The sequence below is a fragment of the Janthinobacterium sp. 75 genome (assembly GCF_004365495.1).
In the GTDB taxonomy this organism is placed as follows: Bacteria; Pseudomonadota; Gammaproteobacteria; order Burkholderiales; family Burkholderiaceae_D; genus Janthinobacterium.
Genome location: NZ_SORD01000001.1, coordinates 3,137,995 through 3,156,831, shown reverse-complemented (window position 1 = coordinate 3,156,831; position 18,837 = coordinate 3,137,995). Strand labels below are relative to the sequence as shown.

Below are 18,837 nucleotides of genomic sequence, written 5' to 3'. Positions count from 1 at the left end.
GGATTACGCTGCGCTAATCCGACCTACCCGTCAGGCTGCCTTGGACGACTCGAGGAAATCTTGCGCGAAGCGCTGCAAGACGCCGCCGGCCTCGTAAATCGACACCTCTTCCGCCGTATCGAGGCGGCAGGTGACGGGTACATCGAGCGTCTCACCGTTCTTGCGATGGATGAGCAAGGTCAAGGTGGAGCGCGGCGTACGCTCGCCCACGACGTCGTAGGTTTCGCTGCCGTCCAGGCCCAGGGTCTTGCGATTCACGCCTGGCATAAATTCCAGCGGCAAGACGCCCATGCCCACCAGGTTGGTGCGGTGGATGCGCTCGAAACCTTCGGCCACGATGGCTTCCACGCCGGCCAGGCGCACGCCCTTGGCGGCCCAGTCGCGCGAGGAACCCTGGCCATAGTCGGCGCCGGCGATGATGATCAATGGCTGCTTGCGCTCCATGTACACCTCGATGGCTTCCCACATCCGCGAGATGGTGCCTTCCGGCTCGATGCGCGTGAGCGAACCGGCCTTCACCTTGCCATCTTCGATCACCATCTCGTTTTTCAGCGTCGGGTTGGCAAACGTGGCGCGCTGCGCCGTCAAATGGTCGCCCCGGTGCGTGGCGTAGGAATTGAAGTCTTCCTCCGGCAAGCCCATCTTCGCCAGATATTCGCCGGCCGCGCTATCGAGCATGATGGCGTTCGATGGCGACAAATGATCGGTGGTGATGTTATCGCCCAGGACGGCCAGCGGACGCATGCCTTTCAATGGGCGTGCGCCAGCCAGCGCGCCTTCCCAGTACGGCGGACGGCGGATGTACGTCGTCTGCGGGCGCCAGTCGTACAGGGGGCTGACCTTGATGCCATCGTCCGCCTGCGCGGCAAACATGGGGATATACACCTTGCGGAACTGCTCCGGCTTGACGCTGGAAGCGACGATGGCGTCGATCTCCTCGTCCGATGGCCAGATATCCTTCAACTGGATAGGCTTGCCGTCCGGGGCAATGCCCAGCACGTCCTTCTCGATATCGAAGCGGATGGTGCCGGCGATCGCGTAGGCCACCACCAGCGGCGGCGAGGCGAGGAAAGCCTGTTTCGCGTACGGGTGAATGCGGCCGTCGAAGTTGCGGTTACCCGACAAAACGGCCGTAGCGTACAGGTCGCGCGACACCACTTCATCCTGGATGACAGGATCAAGCGCGCCCGACATGCCGTTGCACGAAGTGCAGGCAAATGCCACCACGCCGAAGCCCAGTTGTTCCAGCTCGGTCATCAGCCCCGCTTCCTGCAGATACAGTTCCACGGTTTTCGAACCGGGTGCCAGCGACGATTTCACCCAGGGTTTACGCGTCAAACCGAGACGGTTCGCATTGCGCGCGATCAGGCCGGCGGCGATCATGTTGCGCGGATTGTTCGTGTTGGTGCAGCTGGTGATGGCGGCGATGATGACGGCGCCGTCCGGCATCTTGCCCGGCTCGTTTTCCACCACGCCGGAGATACCCCGCGCAGCCAGTTCCGACGTCGGCACGCGGTTATGCGGATTCGACGGCCCCGCGATATTGCGCACGACGGACGACAGGTCAAACGTCAGCACGCGCTCGTATTGCGCGTCGACCAGGCTGTCGGCCCACAAGCCCGTTTCTTTGGCATACAGTTCGACCAGTTTCACCAGCTCATCGTCGCGGCCTGTCAATTTCAAATACTTGATGGTTTGCGCGTCGATGTAGAACATGGCGGCCGTGGCACCGAATTCCGGCGCCATATTGGAAATCGTGGCACGGTCGCCCAGGGTCAGGTGCGATGCTCCCTCGCCGTAGAATTCCAGGTAGGACGAGACGACCTTCTGCTTGCGCAGAAATTCCGTCAGCGCCAGCACCGTATCCGTGGCCGTGATGCCCGGCTGCGGTTTGCCCGTCAGCTTGACGCCGATGATGTCGGGCAAACGCATCCACGAGGCGCGGCCCAGCATCACGCTTTCCGCTTCCAGGCCGCCCACGCCGATGGCGATCACGCCCAGCGCGTCGACCATCGGCGTATGCGAATCCGTGCCGACCAGGGTGTCGGGATAGGCCACGCCATTTTGCACCTGGATCACGGGCGACATGCGCTCGAGGTTAATCTGGTGCAGGATGCCATTCCCCGGCGGGATCACGTCGACGTTTTTAAAGGCTTTCTTGGTCCAGTCGATGAAGTCGAAACGGTCTTCATTGCGACGGTCTTCGATGGCGCGGTTCTTGGCGAAGGCATCGGGGTCAAAGCCGCCGCATTCGACGGCCAGCGAATGGTCGACCACCAGCTGCGTGGGCACCACCGGGTTGACCAGGGCCGGGTCGCCGCCCTGGGCTGCGATGGCGTCACGCAAGCCGGCCAGGTCGACCAGGGCAGTCTGACCCAGGATGTCATGGCAGACGACGCGGGCGGGGAACCATGGAAAATCGAGGTCGCGGCGGCGCTCGATGAACTGGCTCAGCGACGCGTTCAGGGTGGCAGGGTCGCAGCGGCGCACGAGGTTTTCGGCCAGCACGCGCGAGGTATAGGGCAAGGTTGCGTAAGCGCCTGGCTGGATCGCATCGACGGCGGCACGCGTGTCGAAGTAGTCTAGCTGGGTGCCCGGCAAAGGCTTGCGATGCAGGGTGTTCATATTAGGGGTCATTATTTGCGGTCCTTGATCGGCACGAATTCCAGGTCTTCCGGGCCCACATAGTTGGCGCTCGGGCGGATGATCTTGTTGTCGATGCGCTGCTCGATGATGTGGGCGGCCCAGCCCGAGGTGCGCGAAATGACGAACAGCGGCGTAAACATCGCCGTCGGCACGCCCATCATGTGGTAGGACACGGCGGAGAACCAGTCCAGGTTCGGGAACATGTTCTTGATTTCCCACATGACCGATTCCAGGCGCTCGGCGATATCGAACATTTTCGTGGAACCGGCTTCCTGCGACAGCGAACGGGCCACTTCCTTGATGACTTTATTGCGCGGGTCGGAAATCGTGTAGACGGGGTGACCGAAGCCGATCACCACTTCCTTGTTGGCCACGCGCTCGCGGATGTCCGCTTCCGCTTCGTCGGCATTGTCGTAGCGTTTCTGGATATCCAGTGCCACTTCGTTCGCGCCGCCGTGTTTCGGGCCGCGCAGCGCACCGATGGCGCCCGTGATGGCCGAATGGATGTCCGAACCCGTACCGGCGATGACGCGGCTGGTGAAGGTCGAAGCATTGAATTCGTGTTCCGCGTACAGGATCAAGGACGTGTGCATGGCTTTTTCCCACGACGCGGACGGTTTTTCACCGTGCAGCAGATGCAGGAAGTGGCCGCCGATCGAGTCGTCGTCCGTTTCCACCTCGATGCGCTTGCCGTTATGGCTGTAGTGGTACCAGTACAGCAGCATGGAGCCGAACGACGCCATCAAACGGTCGGCGATATCGCGTGCGCCCGGCGCGTTATGGTCGTCTTTTTCCGGCAAGGTGCAGCCCAGCACGGAGACGCCCGTACGCATCACATCCATCGGGTGGGCGGCGGCCGGCAGCGCTTCCAGCGCCAGCTTCACGGCCGACGGCAGGCCGCGCAAAGACTTCAACTTGGCCTTGTATCCTTTCAATTCTGCGGCGGTCGGCAACTTGCCGTGTACCAGCAGGTAGGCGATTTCTTCGAATTCGCAGCTGTCGGCCACGTCCAGGATGTCATAGCCGCGATAGTGCAAATCGTTGCCGGTCTTGCCGACCGAGCACAGCGCCGTGTTGCCAGCGGTAACGCCGGACAGGGCGACGGATTTTTTAGGCTTGAAAGTAGCGACTTGCGATGCGGTCATTGTGTTCTCCAGAAGATGATTGTCAGTCCAGTGCAGCGGGCCAGGGCCTCCCATGACCCGCTCTTTTGTAGGTGCTTACTTCTTTTGCGCGGCGAACAGCGCGTCGAGCTTTTGCTCAAAATCATGGTAGTTGATCGATTCATACAACTCCATGCGCGTCTGCATGGTATCGACGACATTCTTTTGCGTACCGTCGCGGCGCAGTGCGCGGTAGACGTTGTCGGCCGCCTTGTTCATCGCGCGGAAGGCCGACAGCGGGTACAGGGCCAGGCCCACGTGGGCGCTGCGCAATTCGTCCAGGGTGAACAGCGGCGTGGAACCAAATTCCGTGATGTTGGCCAAAATCGGCACATTGACTGCCTTGGCAAACGTGGCATACATGTCCAGGTCCGTGATGGCTTCCGGGAAGATCATGTCGGCGCCCGCCTCGACGCAGGCGACGGCACGCTCCAGCGCCGCTTCCAGGCCATCGACGGCCAGCGCATCGGTGCGCGCCATGATGACGAAGTTCGGGTCCGTGCGCGCATCGACGGCCGCCTTAATGCGGTCGACCATTTCTTCCTTGCTCACGATTTCCTTGCCCGGACGGTGGCCGCAGCGCTTGGCGCCAACCTGGTCTTCGATGTGCAGGCCGGCGGCGCCGAACTTGATCATCGATTTCACGGTGCGCGCCACGTTGAAGGCAGACGAACCGAAGCCCGTGTCGGCATCGACCAGCAGCGGCAGGTCGCACACGTCAGTGATGCGGCGGATATCGGTCAGCACGTCATCCAGACTGGAAATACCCAGATCGGGCAAGCCCAGCGAGCCGGCTGCGACACCGCCGCCGGACAAATAGATGGCCTTATAACCGGCGCGCTTGGCCAGCAAGGCGTGGTTGGCGTTGATGGCGCCGACGACTTGCAACGGGGATTCTTCCTGGACGGCCTTGCGGAATGCGGCACCTGCGGAGTATTGAGTCATGTGTTCACCTTATGGGATTCGGGTCGTCCCGAATGTTTCATGGACTTGCTATGAGCATCACTATTGCAATTGCCGTGCCAGGGTCGCGCGGCACCCCGGAAAGTACGCAGAACCACAGTGAAATACGAGGGAAACGGCCATGGATGGGCGAGGCGCGCAGTGTCACGCAAGGGAACATCGATGTCACGATAAAGGTCAGAGATGTTTCACTTATGTTTCAATTATTTCATATGGAACATCATATTGAAACATGAAACAGGCCGTGTATTTAGAGGGATGAGCGCAGAACTTGCGGCGCACCAAACGCAAAACAGCCGGCGGGCGCCGGCTGCTGGAACACAATGAGACTCAAAAACAAAAAACTAGGCCAGCCGCACCAGCGGGTTGGCGATGATGTTGTCGATCTGGCGCACTGCCTCTTCGCAGGCAGCGGCAATCGCGCCATCCTCGTCGTCGCGCACAAATTGCATGGTCGAGCCTTCGAACACTTCCAGGCCTTCCGCCGTGGCGCGTTCGATGTCGCAACTGGCTGACCATTTGCCGTCGGTAGTAGGCACGGCCAGGGGAACGATTTCCCAGCCTTTATAGTGAATTTTAGAACTGTTATCCATGGTGTGCCTCCTTCGGGACTGACTCAATAGTGGAAATCGTAGCATGAAGCGGGACCGCTAGCGACGTGTTTCACGCACGAACGGCGCAATCGGGCTAAACGATTTACGCGGACTCATTGACGCTGACTCAAGGACGCAGCAGATTATCCACTTCCGTCCTGGCCACTTCCAGGCCGGCCGTGCAAGCCGTTTCTGGCGCCGCGTAGCCACCCAGGGTACGGCTGCGCGTGATCGCTTGCGCCGCGCTCTCGCCCTCGCGCTGCAGGCGATAGGTAAAATCCCATAAATCGTCGTTATCCTTTTGCGGGGTCACCGAAATCGTAAAACCGCGGTACTGTTCGCTGCGTGCAGTGGTATCGTCCATAAACTCCTCCTTGTAGAACGAGGTTACCACGCTGCAAGCGCCAAGGTGCGCACGACTGTGACGGGCGCATGCATGCGGTCTTATCTGTTTTTCGCATGTTCAATGTCAATTCTCAACATTTTTTTAGCCTGCTCTGGCGATATAATGCACTTCCCTGTCCGTACCTTGCCGCCGCGATGACTCCACAAATCCAAGCTTTCTTCGACCCCGCCACCGCCACCGTCACCTACGTCGTGTACGAGGCAGATGGCCAGGACTGCGCCATCATCGATTCCGTGCTCGACTACGATCCGAAAGCGGGCCGTACCTCGACCGCGTCGGCCGACAAGGTGATCGCCTTCGTGCGCGAACACGGCTTGCAATGCCGCTGGCTGCTGGAAACCCATGCGCATGCCGATCATCTTTCCGCCGCGCCCTACCTGCAGCAGCAACTGGGCGGCGATGTGGCCATCGGCGCCGCCATCCAGACGGTGCAGCAAGCCTTTGCCGCCGTTTACCACCAGGATGACGCCCGGGCCGACGGCTCGCAGTTCGACCAGTTGTTCGCGCCCGACCAGGTGTTTCATATTGGCAAGCTGGAGGTGCGCGCCCTGCACGTGCCAGGCCATACGCCGGCCGACCTGGCTTACCAGATCGGCGACGCCGTCTTCGTAGGTGACACCCTGTTCATGCCGGACGTGGGTTCGGCCCGCTGCGACTTTCCAGGCGGCTCCGCGTCCCTGCTGTACCGCTCCGCGCAGCGGCTGCTGTCGCTACCGCCGCAAACGCGACTGTTCATGTGCCACGACTACCCGCCCAACGGCCGCGCGCCGCGCTGGGAAGTGACGGTGGCCGAACAGCGCGCCAGCAACATCCATTTGCGCGACGGCATCACGGAAGAGCAATTCGTTGCCATGCGCACGGGCCGTGACGCCACCCTGGACATGCCGACATTGATCCTGCCCGCCATCCAGGTCAATATCAATGCGGGCAAGCTGCCCGAGCCGGAAGAAAACGGCGTGCGCTACCTGAAGATACCGCTGAACGCGATTTGATTCCCTGGGCGTTCCCCGCTCGCCGCTCCTCCTTTCTTGACACCACGCAAACTCCAGCCCAGGCAATCCGCATACAGTGCAGATTGCCTGGGTTCGCTTGGGCACCGCTTTTTCCTGTTCAACATTGACGGAGCGCCCACTTGTCGCCCGCCCCTACGCTCGATACGAATTGCATCCTGCTCGCCGAGGCCGAAGGCGGGTATGCGCCCTACCGTTCCCAGGGCAAGGGCGATGCGCAAGCCGAGGCGGCGCTGCGCTACGAACAGAACGGCATGCTGCGCATGCAAGCCAGGCGCGACGGCTGGGTCGAAAAAGTCAAGCCTGTGACGCCGGTGAACAAGCCGGAGGCGGCTAGCAAGGAATTCAATGCCTGGCGCAAGCAGGAAATCCAGAACTACCTGGCCGCCAGCCAGCTGGCGCAGGCGCTGCCCCTGGAAGTGCCGGACTTCGACTTCCTGCCACAGACCTTCAATATGCCGGCGCTGCTGGGTGAAATGGGCGCCGGCACGGCGCTGACCAACGTGGTCCTGGGCATCGCCCACGCGAACCACGTCGGCAAGAGCGTGCTGGTGGCGGGCACCAGCGATCCTGACAGCGCTAGCTGCGTGCTGGTGTTGCCGCCGGCCACCGTGCGGCCCATCGCCCACGAGAAACCGTGGTTCCGCGCGCGCGGCGAAAACAATGCCTGCTTGCCGTGGTGGGGCATCCGCCACGATGGGGCCGACGATCTGCAGGGTTACTCGCAGTGAGGAGGCGAGCCCCCCCTTACTCCGTTTGCTCCGGGGCCCGCCCGATCTCGCCATCGATATTGGCCAGGAACCAGGCCAGCGACGACATCAGCGCCACGTTGCGCTTCAGGTTCTCCGGGTCGACCTTGTCCAGCGTGTCGGCCGGCGTGTGATGGTAGTGGAAGTAGCTGTGGCTGTCGACCAGCGGCTCGAAGCTGGGCACGCCGCCCGTTTCCAGGCGGTGCAAGTCGCCCGTACCCAGCGCGTCGCGGCGCGTGAACGCGTGCGCACCGATTGGCTGCAAGGCGGCGCGCAGGGGCGCGAACAGCTTTTCCGACTTCGGCCCGACGCTGGCCAGGATGCCGAACGGGCGGCCGGCGCCGCTGTCCATCTCGATGGCCGCATATTGTTTTCCAAGCGCCAGCTTGTGGGCTTCGAAATAGGCCTGGCCGCCACGGCCGCCATTTTCCTCGTTCATCCACGCGATCACGCGGATGGTGCGGCGCGGGCGGTAATCGAGCTTTTTCAGGGTTTCCACCACGCCCATAGCCGCCACCACGCCGGCGCCGTCGTCGTGCGCGCCCGTCGCCAGGTCCCAGGAATCGAGGTGGCCCGAGACCACCACCACTTCGTCAGCCTTGTCCGTGCCCGGCCAGTCGGCGATCACGTTATAGCTGTCCGCCTCGGGCAGGTTTTGCGGCGTCAGTGTCAGGTGCATTTTCAGGGGACCGCGCGCGGCCAGGCGGCCGATCAACAAGGCGTCTTCCACCGTGACAGCGGCGGCGGGAATGCGTTTATTGTCATCGAGGCCCGTGGCGCCCGCATGCGGGATGCGGAAGTTCGCGCCGCCGATCGAGCGCACCAGCGCGGCAGCCGCGCCCAGGTCGGCCGCCGCCTTCGGTCCATTGAAACGGAAGCGCGAACCCTGGCCGTAAGTCACGCCGGCCAGGCCCCGCTCGGCCATCTCCTGGTCGAACGGCGTATCGATCAGCACGATGGCGCCCTTCACTTGCGCCGCACGCGCCTTGAGCTCCTCCAAGCTTTTGACAATGATGAGGGGCGCCGTCAGGCCGGCGGCCGGAGTGGCACCGGAGCCGCCCAGTGCGGTGAGCACCACGCGTTGCGACACGCCCTGCGGACGGCCCGCATAGTCGACGATTTCCGCCGTTTCCACACCGCGCACCCAGTGTGGCACTTTCACGGGCTGCAAGGTGACAGTGGCGCCCAACTGGCGCATGGCCTCGGCCACCTGCTGCACGGCGGCGGCCGCGCCGGCGGAGCCAGACAGGCGCGGGCCGATCAAATCCGTCATGTCAGCCAGGCGGGCATACGCCCAGTCGCTTTGCAGCGCCGTGTCGCGCACCTGCGCCAGCGCCTGCGGCGCATCGCCTGGCGCGGCGGCAAAGGCGCTGGCGGCGCAGCCAAGGGCGATGGCAATGGCGATGGACAAGGACGAACGGCGCAGTGGCGCGCCAGTCAAAATGGTATGCATGTGATTTCAGTTCCAGTCAACAAGGTCGAAGCGGATACGCCGTGGCCAGGGGCAAGGCGCGGCTTTCTACGATAGCGTATTTATTCTGTCATTGCAGCAACTTTTACGGGATCGATTGCCTCTTTCCTCCAGAGTCGATACCATGCAAAGCGTGATCGTTACCGGATACCTCCATGCTCAAGGGAACACTCTGTACCGTCCGACATTTGCAGGCTGCGGACCTGAATGCCTATATTTCCCTCGTCAACGACCTGCCCTCGCGCGGCGAGTTTTTCTCCATGCAATTCAAGTCGCCCGAGGCCATGCGGCGCGATTTCCTGCAATCGGGCTTTGTCACCGAGGACAGCGAATTGTTCCTCATCGAAGACAAGGCCCAGCACATCATCGGCACGATCACGCATTTCAAGAGCCGCACGCCAGCCTCGCGCGAGATCGGCTACCGCCTGTTCGACCGGCAGCGCGATGGGCAGGGCTACATCAGCGAAGCGACGCGCCTGGTGATCGACTACCTGTTCAACGCCTATCCGTATCACCGCCTGGAACTGCTGATGGATCCACTGAACATCGGCTCCGAGCGCATCGCGCAAAAGAACGGCTTTACCCAGGAAGGCTTGATGCGCCAGGCCTTTTTTATCAACGGCGCGATGCACGATGTCAAAATGTACAGCCTGCTGCGGCCCGAATGGCAGGCGCGTGCACGCTGACTTGTTACCATCGGAGCAGGATTGTAATAAGTTGTATTAGACATGGAACAAGCGGGGAGCAGCAGATATAGTCCAGTCCATGCAGATCATTGTGATCTCGCCGGAATGGAAGGAAATGCCATGTTGAACAAGAAACTCCTGGGTGCGGTAATGGTAGCGGCAGTGGCTGTGTCTTCGGCCGCAGTCGCCGGTGACCGCGACTTCAATACCGTTGCTGGCGCCGTCGTCGGAGCGGCCATTGGCAACAGCACCGGCGGCCGCAATGGCGCGATCGTCGGTGGCGTGCTTGGCGCCGCCGTCGGCAACAGCATCAGCACGAATGACCGCTATTACGACCGTGGCGGCTATCGCGGCGGCTACCGCGAAACCTATTATGCGCCTGCGCCGCAACCGGTGTACTACGCCCCGGCGCCGCAACCCGTGTACTACGCGCCGCCACCGCGCTACTACGGCCCGCCGGCTGTCGTCTACGTGCAACCGGGCCGCGGCTACTACCGCGACCATGGCCGCCGCGGCTACTATGACCGGGACTACCATGACCGCGGCCACGGCTGGGGCCATCGCCGTTAAGCACCACCCTGCATTATGCGAAACCTGCGCCAGCCTGCTGCCGCAGGTTTTTTTGCGAGACAGGCAAGGTATCACCGCTGCACAATTTCGGCTAAGCTGTGTCCTATGATCAACTTAACTGGCCGCCTGGACCGCACCGACCGATGCATTTAATCAAAGACGCGCTTGACTTCGGCCCCTGGATCGATGCCGCCGCCGGCACCAGCGTGGGCGCCGGCCCCATGCCGCGACGCGAAAACCAGGATAACTTCCTGCTGATCGATGCCAGCGGCCACGCCGTCTGCCTGTCACGGCAGGCGCCATTCCACTGCCAGGTGCCGGGCTGGCCGCGCGGCCATGTGCGCGCAGCCGTGCTCGACGGCATGGGCGGCCACGGCCATGGGCGCGAGGCGGCGGAAGCGGCCGTGCAAGGCTTGCTGGCCATGCCCGCCTGCCTCGACACGGCTAGCCTGGCAGCAAGCCTCGACGCCTTGCACACGCGCTTGCAGGACAGTTTCGCAAGAAGCGCACCCGCCCAGGCGCGCCCCCCCGGCACCACCCTGACCTTGCTGGAGGTGCCGCCCGGCGAAGCCCCGCTGCTGTATCACGTGGGCGATTCGCGCCTGTATGAGCTTGCCGACGGCGCGGCCAGCATCCTGACCGTCGACCACGTGCCAGCCACCGTGTACGCCATGCGCGGCGCGCTCGACGAGACGCGCTGGCGCGCTGCCGTGCACGGCGAGCACCATCCGCAAATTTCGCAGGCATTTATTTTAGGCAACGCCATCAGCGACAGCTTGCAGCTCGACAAGCCCCTGCGCGGCCTCGATGCGGCCACCTTGCCGCCCTTCCTGGCGCATCTGGGCGACCGCCGCGTGCTGCGCGTGCGGCCCGGCGCCCACTATGTGCTCGCCAGCGATGGCTTCTGGGCCTGTGACGATCCGCTCGCTCTCACGGGCCGCTGGCCCGCCTTGTGTGCCGGCAAGAGTGCAGCACAGGCCGTCGGCGCCCTGTTTGACGACTTCCTCGCCCACCCGCCAAAAGGCTTGCATAGCGACAACATTACCTTGCTGGCGCTGCGCTTCGATGCGGCGTTCACCGGCCCAGGCGGCTAGCTGCCAGATAACCGGCCGTTGCCGACGCGGCCGACAACACGCTGCCCCAGGCCATGTCGATCATCGTCAAGCCCAGCGGCCAATCGCGCAGGGTCGCGTAATTACTCAAGTCATAAGTACCATAGGCAAGCAGGCCGAGCAGCGCGCCCAGTGCCGCCGCCGTGCGCCCGCGGCGCGCACGCAGTCCGGGCAGGATGGCAAAGACCAGCAGCCCCGCCACGTACAGCAGATAAAACAGCGTGGCCGGCGCCCAGCGGGGCGACTCCGCCAATAGCGGACCCAGCGCCGCGGCATACACGGGCCGCATCAACACCGCCAGCCACAGGGCATCGATGGCCAGGAACACAGACAAAGTGGCGCCATAGGCTATGGCAAGCTGAAGCGGGCGTTGGGCAGGCATGGTCGTCTTTCGATTCAAACGTGAGGGGATCGGCTGCGCCAGCATAATGCAAAACGTCCCAGGCTCGCATCGCGGGCGTAAAAATACCCCGCCGGCGCGCACGCGCATCGAGGGGAAGCGATTCCATGTAATATCAGAACAACATATCAAGAAAGATATAAAATATGTTTTTGAGCAATGGTTTCCTTGGCGCGTATTGCAGGGTGTGACCGGGAACATGAATTCGGGCAAAAAGAGCGCATTCCGGCGCTGCGAAAGTTGCCAAGCAGGCGCAAAAGCGCGTAAGCTCTCATGTAGAACAGAGGGCAAAATGCCCCCGCTCGATTCGAGTCAGAATGTCATGAAAAAATGCAGCAACCCGGAGCACCCGCACTGTACGTTCTGGGTCTTGCCTGGGGAAACAGTCTGTGCGGGCAACCACCCGCAAGCGACCAATGCCCCCAGCAGCTACGACCTGTTGACCGCACTGCGCAGCGCCCGTTCCGAGCCATCGGCAACGGCGCTTTCGCACGCCCCGGCCCATGATCCTGCCTTTCAGGCCGTGAGCAGCAATGTACCGCTCTCCACCGCACCTCCGCCATTCACGCCAGCCGCCGTTGCCGCGCCAGCGGCTGCGCCGGCCTACCAGCCCGTACAAACCCATCTGCACATCAGCGGCTTCGATCCCCGTGCGGCAGGCGGACGGCAAACCCTGAAAATGGAACTGCGCGGCATGAGCGCCGCCTGTGCGCCGCAACTGACCTTGCGCCTGCGCTCGGACCTGATACCCCGTGGCCATGTGCAGCATGATTTCGTGCGTACCACCCGCGGCGACTGGCGCCCCGTGTTTGTCGAGTTCTCCTCGCGCAACAAGGAACACGGGCAGTACCAGATCGAAGTGGAAGTGCACAGCCATGTCGACGGCGCCGTGGCGCAGAAATGGGTGTGCACCTTCGTCATCCTGGTGCCGCGCCGCGATGCCACCCTGACGGAAATCCACCAGATCTTCCTCAGCACGCACAAGAATGTACGCGTGATGGCCGACGACGCCTCGATCGCCCGCGTCACGGGTGGCGACGGCTGTAACCTCGACGTGACGGCGCGCAATGCCGGCATCGCCCACGTGGATTTATCTGCGCCGCAAGGCAAGATCGACATGGGTTTTACCACCATCGCCTGGGACGAGGAGTTGATCGAAGTCGACCTGCCCGCCGCCAGCCACTGCCATCCGCATCCGAGCCAGGCCGCCTGCCTCGTCAATGCGGCGCCGGAAGCGGGCGAACAGCGCCAGATCCGTCTGTTCGCGCTGGAAGAATGCATGCTGGGCCGCTTCGAGCTGGTGGACCCGGAAGCCGATGTGCTGCTCAGCCATTTCAACCCCGACGGCCAGGACAACAATGGCTTGACACGGCGCCTGTCAGGCCGCCATGCCATCATCCGCCGCGGCCAGCAAGGCTTTGAAATCGAGGACGTGTCACGCTACGGTGTGCTGCTCGACGGCGTATGGCCTGGCAAGCACAAGCCAGTTGCCCTTCGGCTGGGCATGCGCATCGAACTGTCTGCCAGCATCAAGGGAATCGTCGTGCTCAGCGTCACGGCCATCCTTGCGCACGGCGTAATCCTGCACCGCATCGACCACGGCGCCCGCGCCGAATGTTTTTACCTACTGCTGCCGGAAGCCCAGCCCTCGCCAGCCACCCACCTGGCCACGCCGCAGGCCAGCTGCCTACCCGTGCTCTTCCACCGCAACGGCGGTTTCTGGCACCTGGACACGGCCAGTGGCAAGGAAACAGCACTGGCCCCCGCTACCGCTCTGGATAAACTCAGCGGCTTCGCGCGGCACAAACGCTTCGCCAGCGAACCGTATCCGGAATGCTGGATCATCCGCACCGAGGGTGCGGCGCTGTGCGATAGTAGTACCATGCAAACCGCCTGATGCAACGACGTCCTGCACCGCCCTGATCGCTAGCGCGGCACCAGTACGAGAAAAATCATCGACAAGCCGAGTATAAACACCGCTTCCAGCGTAAACACGATGGCGGGGATTTGCAATTCGCGCGGGATTTTCATGGCAAGACCTCTTCAAAACGTAGGACTACCCTCAGCATAGTGCGCCCTGCGCCAATTGCATTATCAGCCGCACAATACACTTGACTGGCCGGCATGCGTTGCCGAGCTCGCTGGCAAGGCCATTCCGACACACAATTTAACAAATTATCGCCAGATATTCTGCAAATACTCCCCCCTCACGCCCTTGCATACTGTATATTCATCCAGTTAATATCCCTTGCATTTCACAAAGCGTCCGCATGGCGTTTTACATTTCCTATGGCTTCCAACAAAGCGCACCATGCGACCGGCTGGGCTGCCGGCGTGATTGCCGCGGCCCTGGTCGCGCACGCTGACGCCGGTGGGCCCTATCAAGTGCTGAGCATGCTCGCCTTTATCATGGGCGCGCTGGGCGGCACGGCGCCCGACTGGCTGGAAGTGGCCTGGTGGGCGCGCACGCACCGACTGTGGATCACGCACCGCACCTGGACGCACTGGGGCCTGGCCTGGATCGCCCTGCTCATCTACACCTACCTGCAATTGCCGCACCACCTCTGGGCACCGCCCCTGTTCGGCTTTGCGGCGGGCGGTATCATGCATCTGCTGGCCGACTGGCCCAATCCGCTGGGCGTGCCGTGGATCTTTCGCCGCCACTCTCTGCGCTGGTGGAAAAGCGGCCGCCATGACATCATCGTCATCGCCGCCGCCTGGCTGGCCGCCACGGTCGTGGCCGACCATGTGTTTTTCGATGGCATCCACCTGCGGCGCACCCTGCTGGCGCTCGACAGCCTGCTGCACTGGTCCGCCACTGCCCTGCAGCAAGCCTGGGCGGATCTGCAACAGTGGCAGGAACGCTGGCGCCTTGGTGGCGGCGCCAATTGACGCGGGCGGCGTGGCAATGTGATAATGAGTATCATTCTCAAAAAGCCCAGCCAGCCGGCACACCGCGTTCCGTCAGCCCAGCTCTTCCCTTGCCTGGAGAACGCAGTGAGTACCGTCAGCCCCACCCATGCCAGCCACCTGAGCACCCTGTACAGCGAGCACCATGGCTGGCTGTATGGCTGGCTGCGCGGCAAGTTGGGCAATCGCGCCGAGGCGGCCGACCTGGCGCAGGACACCTTTTTGCGCCTGCTGGGCAAGCGCGATGCGGTGCCCCTGCGCGAGCCGCGCGGCTACCTGGCGACGATTGCGCGCGGCTTGCTGATCGACCGCTACCGACGCCAGGCGCTGGAGCACGCCTACCTGGAAGCGCTGGCCCAGCAGGCCGAACCGGTATCGATGTGCGCCGAAACGCATGCCATCATCATTGAAACCCTGCTCGCCATCGACCGCCTGCTCGACAGTCTGGGCGCGCGCACGCGGGCCATCTTCCTGCTGGCGCAAATCGAGGAACTCAGCTATGTGGACATCAGCCGGCGCCTCGGCATATCCCTGCCGACCGTCAAGAAACACCTGGTGCGCGCCTACACGGAATGCCTGCTGCTGGCGGCCGGCTGATGTTTTCCCCTTCCGCCCCGCATTCAGCCCCAATCCCCCGCAAAGTGCTGGCCGCCGCCGCCCACTGGCATGTGGAACTCCAATGCGGCAGCGCCGACCCGGCAGCGCTGCAGGCATGGCGCGACGCCAGCGACGAGCATGAACGGGCCTGGGAACTGCTGCAGCGCATGGATGGCCAGCTGGGCACGATACCCGCCAGCCTCGCCCTGCCCGCGCTGCAGGCGGCGCAGCAACGCCGGCGCGCGGCCGCCAAGATACTCGCGCTGCTGGTGGCGGCCGGCAGCGGCATCGCGCTGGGCCAGGCAGGCCTGCAGTCGGGCCCATGGCAAGCCCTGACGGCGTCCTTGCGCACGGCGCCGGGCCAGCGCCGCCACGTCACCTTGGCCGATGGCGGGCGCCTGGAGGTCAATACGGATAGCGCCCTGGATGTCGCCTACAACGCCACGCAGCGCCGCATCCGCCTGCACCATGGCGAAATCATGATCACGACGGCGCCCGATCCGCGCCCCTTCCTGGTCGACACCCGGCACGGCGTGATCCGCGCGCTGGGCACGCGCTTCGGCATACGCTGCGACGCCGATGGCAGCACCGTCAGCGTCTTCGAGCACGCCGTAGAAGTGCGCTGCGCTGCACGACCGGACGCCGTGTGGCGCCTGGAAGCGGGTCAGCAGCTACGCTTTGGCGAAACTGGCGCGGATAATGTGCAGGCCACGCAAGCGCACCAGGACAGCTGGCTGCGCGGCATGCTGGTGGCCGCCGACTGGCCCCTGCAACAACTGGTGCGGGAACTGGCGCGCTACCGGCGCGGGCGCCTCGCATGCGACGCCAAGGTGGCGCGGCGGCCCGTCACGGGCACCTACCGCCTCGACGATATCGACGCCGTGCTGGAAAGCCTGTGCGCCTCGCACGGGCTGCAAGTGACCTACTTCACACGCTACTGGGCCACGGTGGCGGCCAGGCCCGCATAATTATTTTCAGCCTTTTTGCGCAAGGGGTTGGTGTTTCGATGCGCTGCTTCGGCTTCATAGATAAGTAGCCGATTCATCCTCCATTGACCACACCCTGAGCAGAAAGACCGAGCATGCAGCTGACCACCCCCGTCCTCCATCCCGCCGCGCGCGCCATCCGCCTGGCCGTCCTCACCATGGCTTGCGCCGCCCCCGCCGCCTTCATCGCCGCACCCGCCCTGGCGCAAGGCCAGGCTGCCGCCGCAGCACCGCAACCCTACGCCGTGCCCGCCGGCCCGCTGGCCACTGCCCTCAACGATTTTGCCGTCGCCGCCGGCGTCAGCCTGTCGACCGATCCCGCGCAGACGCGCGGCCTGCGCTCGCCCGGCGTGCGCGGCAGCTTCAACGTAGCCCAAGGCTTTTCCCAGGTGCTGGCCGGCAGCGGCATGGAAGCGGTGCAGCTGCCGAACGGCGCCTACGTGCTGCGCCAGGCGGCGCCATCCTCCACCTCGGAGGCTGGCGTAGAAAAGACCATGGCGCCCGTGATGGTCAGCGCCAGCATGGAGCGCGACCCCGTCAGTGAGCACAGCAGCTCGTACGCGGCGCGCGCCGTCACCGTCGGCAAGGGCGTGCAGACCCTGCGCGAAATTCCCCAATCCGTCAGTGTCGTCACGCGGCAGAAAATGGACGACCAGAACCTCAGCACTATCGACGCCGTGCTGGCCAATACCACCGGCATCACCATGTACGATAGCCCCATGGGCGGACGCTATGTGTATTCACGCGGTTTCATGGTCGAGACCTACCAGTTCGATGGCGTCAACCGCGCCATGTACTACCCGCAGGCGAACAGTTTTACCAGCAATACCGCCATGCTGGATCGCGTGGAAATCGTGCGCGGCGCCACGGGACTGCTGCAGGGCACAGGTTCGCCGGGCGCCGCCATCAACATGGTGCGCAAGCGCCCGCTGGCGGAAAAACAGACGCAACTTGCGCTCAGCGCGGGCCGCTGGAACGACGTGCGCGGCGAAGTCGACGTCACCGGCCCCTTGAACGAGTCGGGCAGCATCCGCGGCCGCGTCGTGGCTGCGCACGACCAGCGCGATTATTTTTATGACGTGGCCGACAGCCGCACCGACGTACTGTACGGCGTGCTGGAATTCGACCTGGCGCCGGGCAGTAAGCTGACGACGGGCGCCAGCTACGAAAAACTGCACTCGACCCCGTTTTTCTCCGGCATGCCCCGCTACCTCGACGGCAGCGACCCGAAACTGCCCCGCTCGACCTACCTCGGCGCCGATTGGAACCGGTGGGACAGCCGCCAGACGGCCGCCTTCGCCGAATTCGAGCACCGTTTCGATGCCGACTGGTCGCTGAAAGCCAGCGCCAACTACACGCGCGAACAGCATGACGTGAAATACATGTTCAACCTGGGTGCGCTCAACCCCGCCACCCTGGCCGGCATGATGATGTACGCCGGCGTGTTCGACTATGGCACCACCAACAAGGGTGTCGACTTGTCGCTCGATGGCAAATTCAACGCCTTTGGCCGCCGCCACGGCTTCAGCGCGGGCATCAGCACGAACCGGCTGGAAAACGACAGCGATTACAGCCTGGCCATGATGAAGCTGCCCAATAGCGCCCTGCAACCCAATCACGGCGTAGCGGAACCGAGCGATGCCTGGCTTCGCGAAAATCGCTATGGTGGTGCTCACAGCCTGACGACCATGACGCAGACGGGCGCGTATGGCGTGGCCCGTTTCAGCGTCAGCGACCCGCTCACCGTGGTGGCCGGCGCGCGCGTGTCGAACTACAAATCGAGCAGCGTGTACCGCGACACGGGCGAGGTGTATCTCGACCCCTACCGCGAAAACGGCGTCGTCACGCCGTATGGCGGCGTGATCTACGCATTCGACAAGGACTGGTCCGGCTACGCCAGCGTCTCCGACATCTTCCAGCCGCAAAACCAGCGCACGGCCGATGGCGCCTTGCTCGACCCGCTCAAAGGGCGCAACCTGGAAGTGGGCGTGAAAGGTGAACTGTTCAACGGCAAGGTCAATACCTCGCTGGCGCTGTTCCGCATCGAGCAGCGCAACCGCGCCGAGGCCGATCTGGTCAATATCTGTACCAGCGGCACGGAGTGCTATTTCTCGACGGGAAAGGTGCGCAGCGAAGGCCTCGACGCTGAAATCAGCGGCGAAGTGGCGCCGGGCTGGCAGCTGTTCGCCGGCTACACCTTGAACAACTTCAAATACCTGGACCAGACCTCGATTGTGGGCGTGATGTTCGCCAGCACCTACTCGCCGCGCCACATGCTGCGCGCGTGGAGCGACTACCGCCTGGCCGGCGCGTTGCAGAAGTGGAGCGTGGGTGGCGGCGTGAACTTCCAGACGGAGAGCTCGCGCACCACGCGCGACGTGAAGGTGGCGCAAGGCGCGTACGCCTTGTGGAGCGCGCGCGCCGCCTACCAAATCGACCGCAACTGGACGGCGGCGCTGTCCGTGACGAACTTGCTCGACAAGCGCTACTACCAGACGGTGAGCGCGCCTGCGTGGGGCAATTTCTATGGCGAACCGCGCAAGGCGCAACTGACCTTGCGCGCGCGTTTCTAAAC

Annotated in this window: 18 protein-coding genes; 11 read left to right on the top strand and 7 right to left on the bottom strand. The window is 63.4% G+C overall.

Annotation, left to right across the window (positions count from 1 at the left end):
* Nucleotides 1-30: 30 nt before the first annotated feature.
* The 3 genes from acnD to prpB all read right to left on the bottom strand — a co-directional run bounded on the left by acnD (nt 31) and on the right by prpB (nt 4,754).
* Nucleotides 31-2,625, bottom strand: coding sequence for a Fe/S-dependent 2-methylisocitrate dehydratase AcnD (gene acnD, locus C8C89_RS14425; RefSeq protein WP_101484600.1), 2,595 nt, complete (start codon nt 2,623-2,625; stop codon nt 31-33).
* Between the two features lie 11 nt (nt 2,626-2,636).
* Nucleotides 2,637-3,791, bottom strand: coding sequence for a 2-methylcitrate synthase (gene prpC, locus C8C89_RS14420; RefSeq protein ID WP_133990529.1), 1,155 nt, complete (start codon nt 3,789-3,791; stop codon nt 2,637-2,639).
* Between the two features lie 75 nt (nt 3,792-3,866).
* A complete protein-coding gene (gene prpB / locus C8C89_RS14415; RefSeq protein ID WP_096236075.1) occupies nt 3,867-4,754 on the bottom strand; it encodes a methylisocitrate lyase in 888 nt (295 codons plus the stop codon).
* A gap of 50 nt (nt 4,755-4,804) precedes the next feature.
* Between prpB and C8C89_RS14410 the strand changes: the two genes are divergently transcribed.
* Complete coding sequence (locus C8C89_RS14410) at nt 4,805-5,008, top strand: hypothetical protein (RefSeq protein ID WP_133990527.1); 204 nt, start codon at nt 4,805-4,807, stop codon at nt 5,006-5,008.
* Between the two features lie 108 nt (nt 5,009-5,116).
* On the opposite strand, the gene C8C89_RS14405 is transcribed toward C8C89_RS14410, so the two are convergent.
* Together C8C89_RS14405 and C8C89_RS14400 are read right to left on the bottom strand one after the other, a co-directional pair.
* Entirely contained in the window at nt 5,117-5,365 is a 249-nt protein-coding gene (locus tag C8C89_RS14405; protein ID WP_076571626.1) for a hypothetical protein, read from the bottom strand.
* 127 nt (nt 5,366-5,492) lie between these two features.
* The gene (locus C8C89_RS14400) at nt 5,493-5,729 is read right to left on the bottom strand and encodes a hypothetical protein (RefSeq protein ID WP_101481798.1); all 237 of its coding nucleotides are present in this window, start codon (nt 5,727-5,729) and stop codon (nt 5,493-5,495) included.
* 176 nt (nt 5,730-5,905) lie between these two features.
* On the opposite strand from C8C89_RS14400, the gene C8C89_RS14395 reads away from it, so the two are divergent.
* Nucleotides 5,906-6,763 (top strand): MBL fold metallo-hydrolase, encoded by an 858-nt coding sequence (locus C8C89_RS14395; RefSeq protein ID WP_101481799.1) that lies wholly within the window; start codon nt 5,906-5,908, stop codon nt 6,761-6,763.
* A gap of 140 nt (nt 6,764-6,903) precedes the next feature.
* The gene (locus tag C8C89_RS14390; protein ID WP_133990525.1) at nt 6,904-7,512 is read left to right on the top strand and encodes a hypothetical protein; all 609 of its coding nucleotides are present in this window, start codon (nt 6,904-6,906) and stop codon (nt 7,510-7,512) included.
* A gap of 16 nt (nt 7,513-7,528) precedes the next feature.
* Here C8C89_RS14390 and C8C89_RS14385 read toward each other — a convergent pair whose 3' ends face one another.
* A complete protein-coding gene (locus tag C8C89_RS14385) occupies nt 7,529-8,983 on the bottom strand; it encodes a M20/M25/M40 family metallo-hydrolase (RefSeq protein WP_133990523.1) in 1,455 nt (484 codons plus the stop codon).
* Nucleotides 8,984-9,156: 173 nt separating this feature from the next.
* On the opposite strand from C8C89_RS14385, the gene C8C89_RS14380 reads away from it, so the two are divergent.
* The 3 genes from C8C89_RS14380 to C8C89_RS14370 all read left to right on the top strand — a co-directional run bounded on the left by C8C89_RS14380 (nt 9,157) and on the right by C8C89_RS14370 (nt 11,351).
* Nucleotides 9,157-9,687 (top strand): GNAT family protein, encoded by a 531-nt coding sequence (locus C8C89_RS14380; protein ID WP_101481802.1) that lies wholly within the window; start codon nt 9,157-9,159, stop codon nt 9,685-9,687.
* Between the two features lie 120 nt (nt 9,688-9,807).
* Nucleotides 9,808-10,257, top strand: a complete 450-nt coding sequence (locus C8C89_RS14375; RefSeq protein WP_101481803.1) for a glycine zipper domain-containing protein — start codon at nt 9,808-9,810, stop codon at nt 10,255-10,257.
* 143 nt (nt 10,258-10,400) lie between these two features.
* Nucleotides 10,401-11,351 carry a protein phosphatase 2C domain-containing protein gene (locus tag C8C89_RS14370; RefSeq protein WP_133990521.1) on the top strand — a complete coding sequence of 317 codons (951 nt, stop codon included), beginning with the start codon at nt 10,401-10,403 and terminating at the stop codon, nt 11,349-11,351.
* On the opposite strand, the gene C8C89_RS14365 is transcribed toward C8C89_RS14370, so the two are convergent.
* A complete protein-coding gene (locus tag C8C89_RS14365) occupies nt 11,332-11,751 on the bottom strand; it encodes a DUF2177 family protein (RefSeq protein ID WP_101481805.1) in 420 nt (139 codons plus the stop codon). The two genes, C8C89_RS14370 and C8C89_RS14365, sit on opposite strands and share 20 nt — an antisense overlap.
* Nucleotides 11,752-12,091: 340 nt before the next feature.
* On the opposite strand from C8C89_RS14365, the gene C8C89_RS14360 reads away from it, so the two are divergent.
* From C8C89_RS14360 to C8C89_RS14340, 5 genes are all read left to right on the top strand, one after another.
* Nucleotides 12,092-13,666, top strand: a complete 1,575-nt coding sequence (locus tag C8C89_RS14360; RefSeq protein WP_243858021.1) for an FHA domain-containing protein — start codon at nt 12,092-12,094, stop codon at nt 13,664-13,666.
* A 392-nt stretch (nt 13,667-14,058) separates the two neighbouring features.
* Nucleotides 14,059-14,661 carry a metal-dependent hydrolase gene (locus C8C89_RS14355; RefSeq protein WP_101481806.1) on the top strand — a complete coding sequence of 201 codons (603 nt, stop codon included), beginning with the start codon at nt 14,059-14,061 and terminating at the stop codon, nt 14,659-14,661.
* 105 nt (nt 14,662-14,766) lie between these two features.
* Nucleotides 14,767-15,276 (top strand): sigma-70 family RNA polymerase sigma factor, encoded by a 510-nt coding sequence (locus C8C89_RS14350; protein WP_243858020.1) that lies wholly within the window; start codon nt 14,767-14,769, stop codon nt 15,274-15,276.
* Nucleotides 15,276-16,244 carry a FecR domain-containing protein gene (locus C8C89_RS14345; protein WP_166674742.1) on the top strand — a complete coding sequence of 323 codons (969 nt, stop codon included), beginning with the start codon at nt 15,276-15,278 and terminating at the stop codon, nt 16,242-16,244. The genes C8C89_RS14350 and C8C89_RS14345 overlap by 1 nt, the downstream gene beginning before the upstream one ends.
* Nucleotides 16,245-16,357: 113 nt before the next feature.
* The gene (locus C8C89_RS14340) at nt 16,358-18,835 is read left to right on the top strand and encodes a TonB-dependent receptor (RefSeq protein ID WP_133990515.1); all 2,478 of its coding nucleotides are present in this window, start codon (nt 16,358-16,360) and stop codon (nt 18,833-18,835) included.
* The last annotated feature ends 2 nt before the right edge of the window (nt 18,836-18,837 follow it).

Excerpts from the sequence above, each read along its gene's own strand:
- acnD (WP_101484600.1), bottom strand. The coding sequence starts at position 2,625 with ATGAACACCCTGCATCGCAAGCCTTTGCCGGGCACCCAGCTAGACTAC.
- prpC (WP_133990529.1), bottom strand. The coding sequence starts at position 3,791 with ATGACCGCATCGCAAGTCGCTACTTTCAAGCCTAAAAAATCCGTCGCC.
- prpB (WP_096236075.1), bottom strand. The coding sequence starts at position 4,754 with ATGACTCAATACTCCGCAGGTGCCGCATTCCGCAAGGCCGTCCAGGAA.
- C8C89_RS14410 (WP_133990527.1), top strand. The coding sequence starts at position 4,805 with ATGAGCATCACTATTGCAATTGCCGTGCCAGGGTCGCGCGGCACCCCG.
- C8C89_RS14405 (WP_076571626.1), bottom strand. The coding sequence starts at position 5,365 with ATGGATAACAGTTCTAAAATTCACTATAAAGGCTGGGAAATCGTTCCC.
- C8C89_RS14400 (WP_101481798.1), bottom strand. The coding sequence starts at position 5,729 with ATGGACGATACCACTGCACGCAGCGAACAGTACCGCGGTTTTACGATT.
- C8C89_RS14395 (WP_101481799.1), top strand. The coding sequence starts at position 5,906 with ATGACTCCACAAATCCAAGCTTTCTTCGACCCCGCCACCGCCACCGTC.
- C8C89_RS14385 (WP_133990523.1), bottom strand. The coding sequence starts at position 8,983 with ATGCATACCATTTTGACTGGCGCGCCACTGCGCCGTTCGTCCTTGTCC.
- C8C89_RS14380 (WP_101481802.1), top strand. The coding sequence starts at position 9,157 with ATGCTCAAGGGAACACTCTGTACCGTCCGACATTTGCAGGCTGCGGAC.
- C8C89_RS14375 (WP_101481803.1), top strand. The coding sequence starts at position 9,808 with ATGTTGAACAAGAAACTCCTGGGTGCGGTAATGGTAGCGGCAGTGGCT.
- C8C89_RS14370 (WP_133990521.1), top strand. The coding sequence starts at position 10,401 with ATGCATTTAATCAAAGACGCGCTTGACTTCGGCCCCTGGATCGATGCC.
- C8C89_RS14365 (WP_101481805.1), bottom strand. The coding sequence starts at position 11,751 with ATGCCTGCCCAACGCCCGCTTCAGCTTGCCATAGCCTATGGCGCCACT.
- C8C89_RS14360 (WP_243858021.1), top strand. The coding sequence starts at position 12,092 with ATGAAAAAATGCAGCAACCCGGAGCACCCGCACTGTACGTTCTGGGTC.
- C8C89_RS14355 (WP_101481806.1), top strand. The coding sequence starts at position 14,059 with ATGGCTTCCAACAAAGCGCACCATGCGACCGGCTGGGCTGCCGGCGTG.
- C8C89_RS14345 (WP_166674742.1), top strand. The coding sequence starts at position 15,276 with ATGTTTTCCCCTTCCGCCCCGCATTCAGCCCCAATCCCCCGCAAAGTG.
- C8C89_RS14340 (WP_133990515.1), top strand. The coding sequence starts at position 16,358 with ATGCAGCTGACCACCCCCGTCCTCCATCCCGCCGCGCGCGCCATCCGC.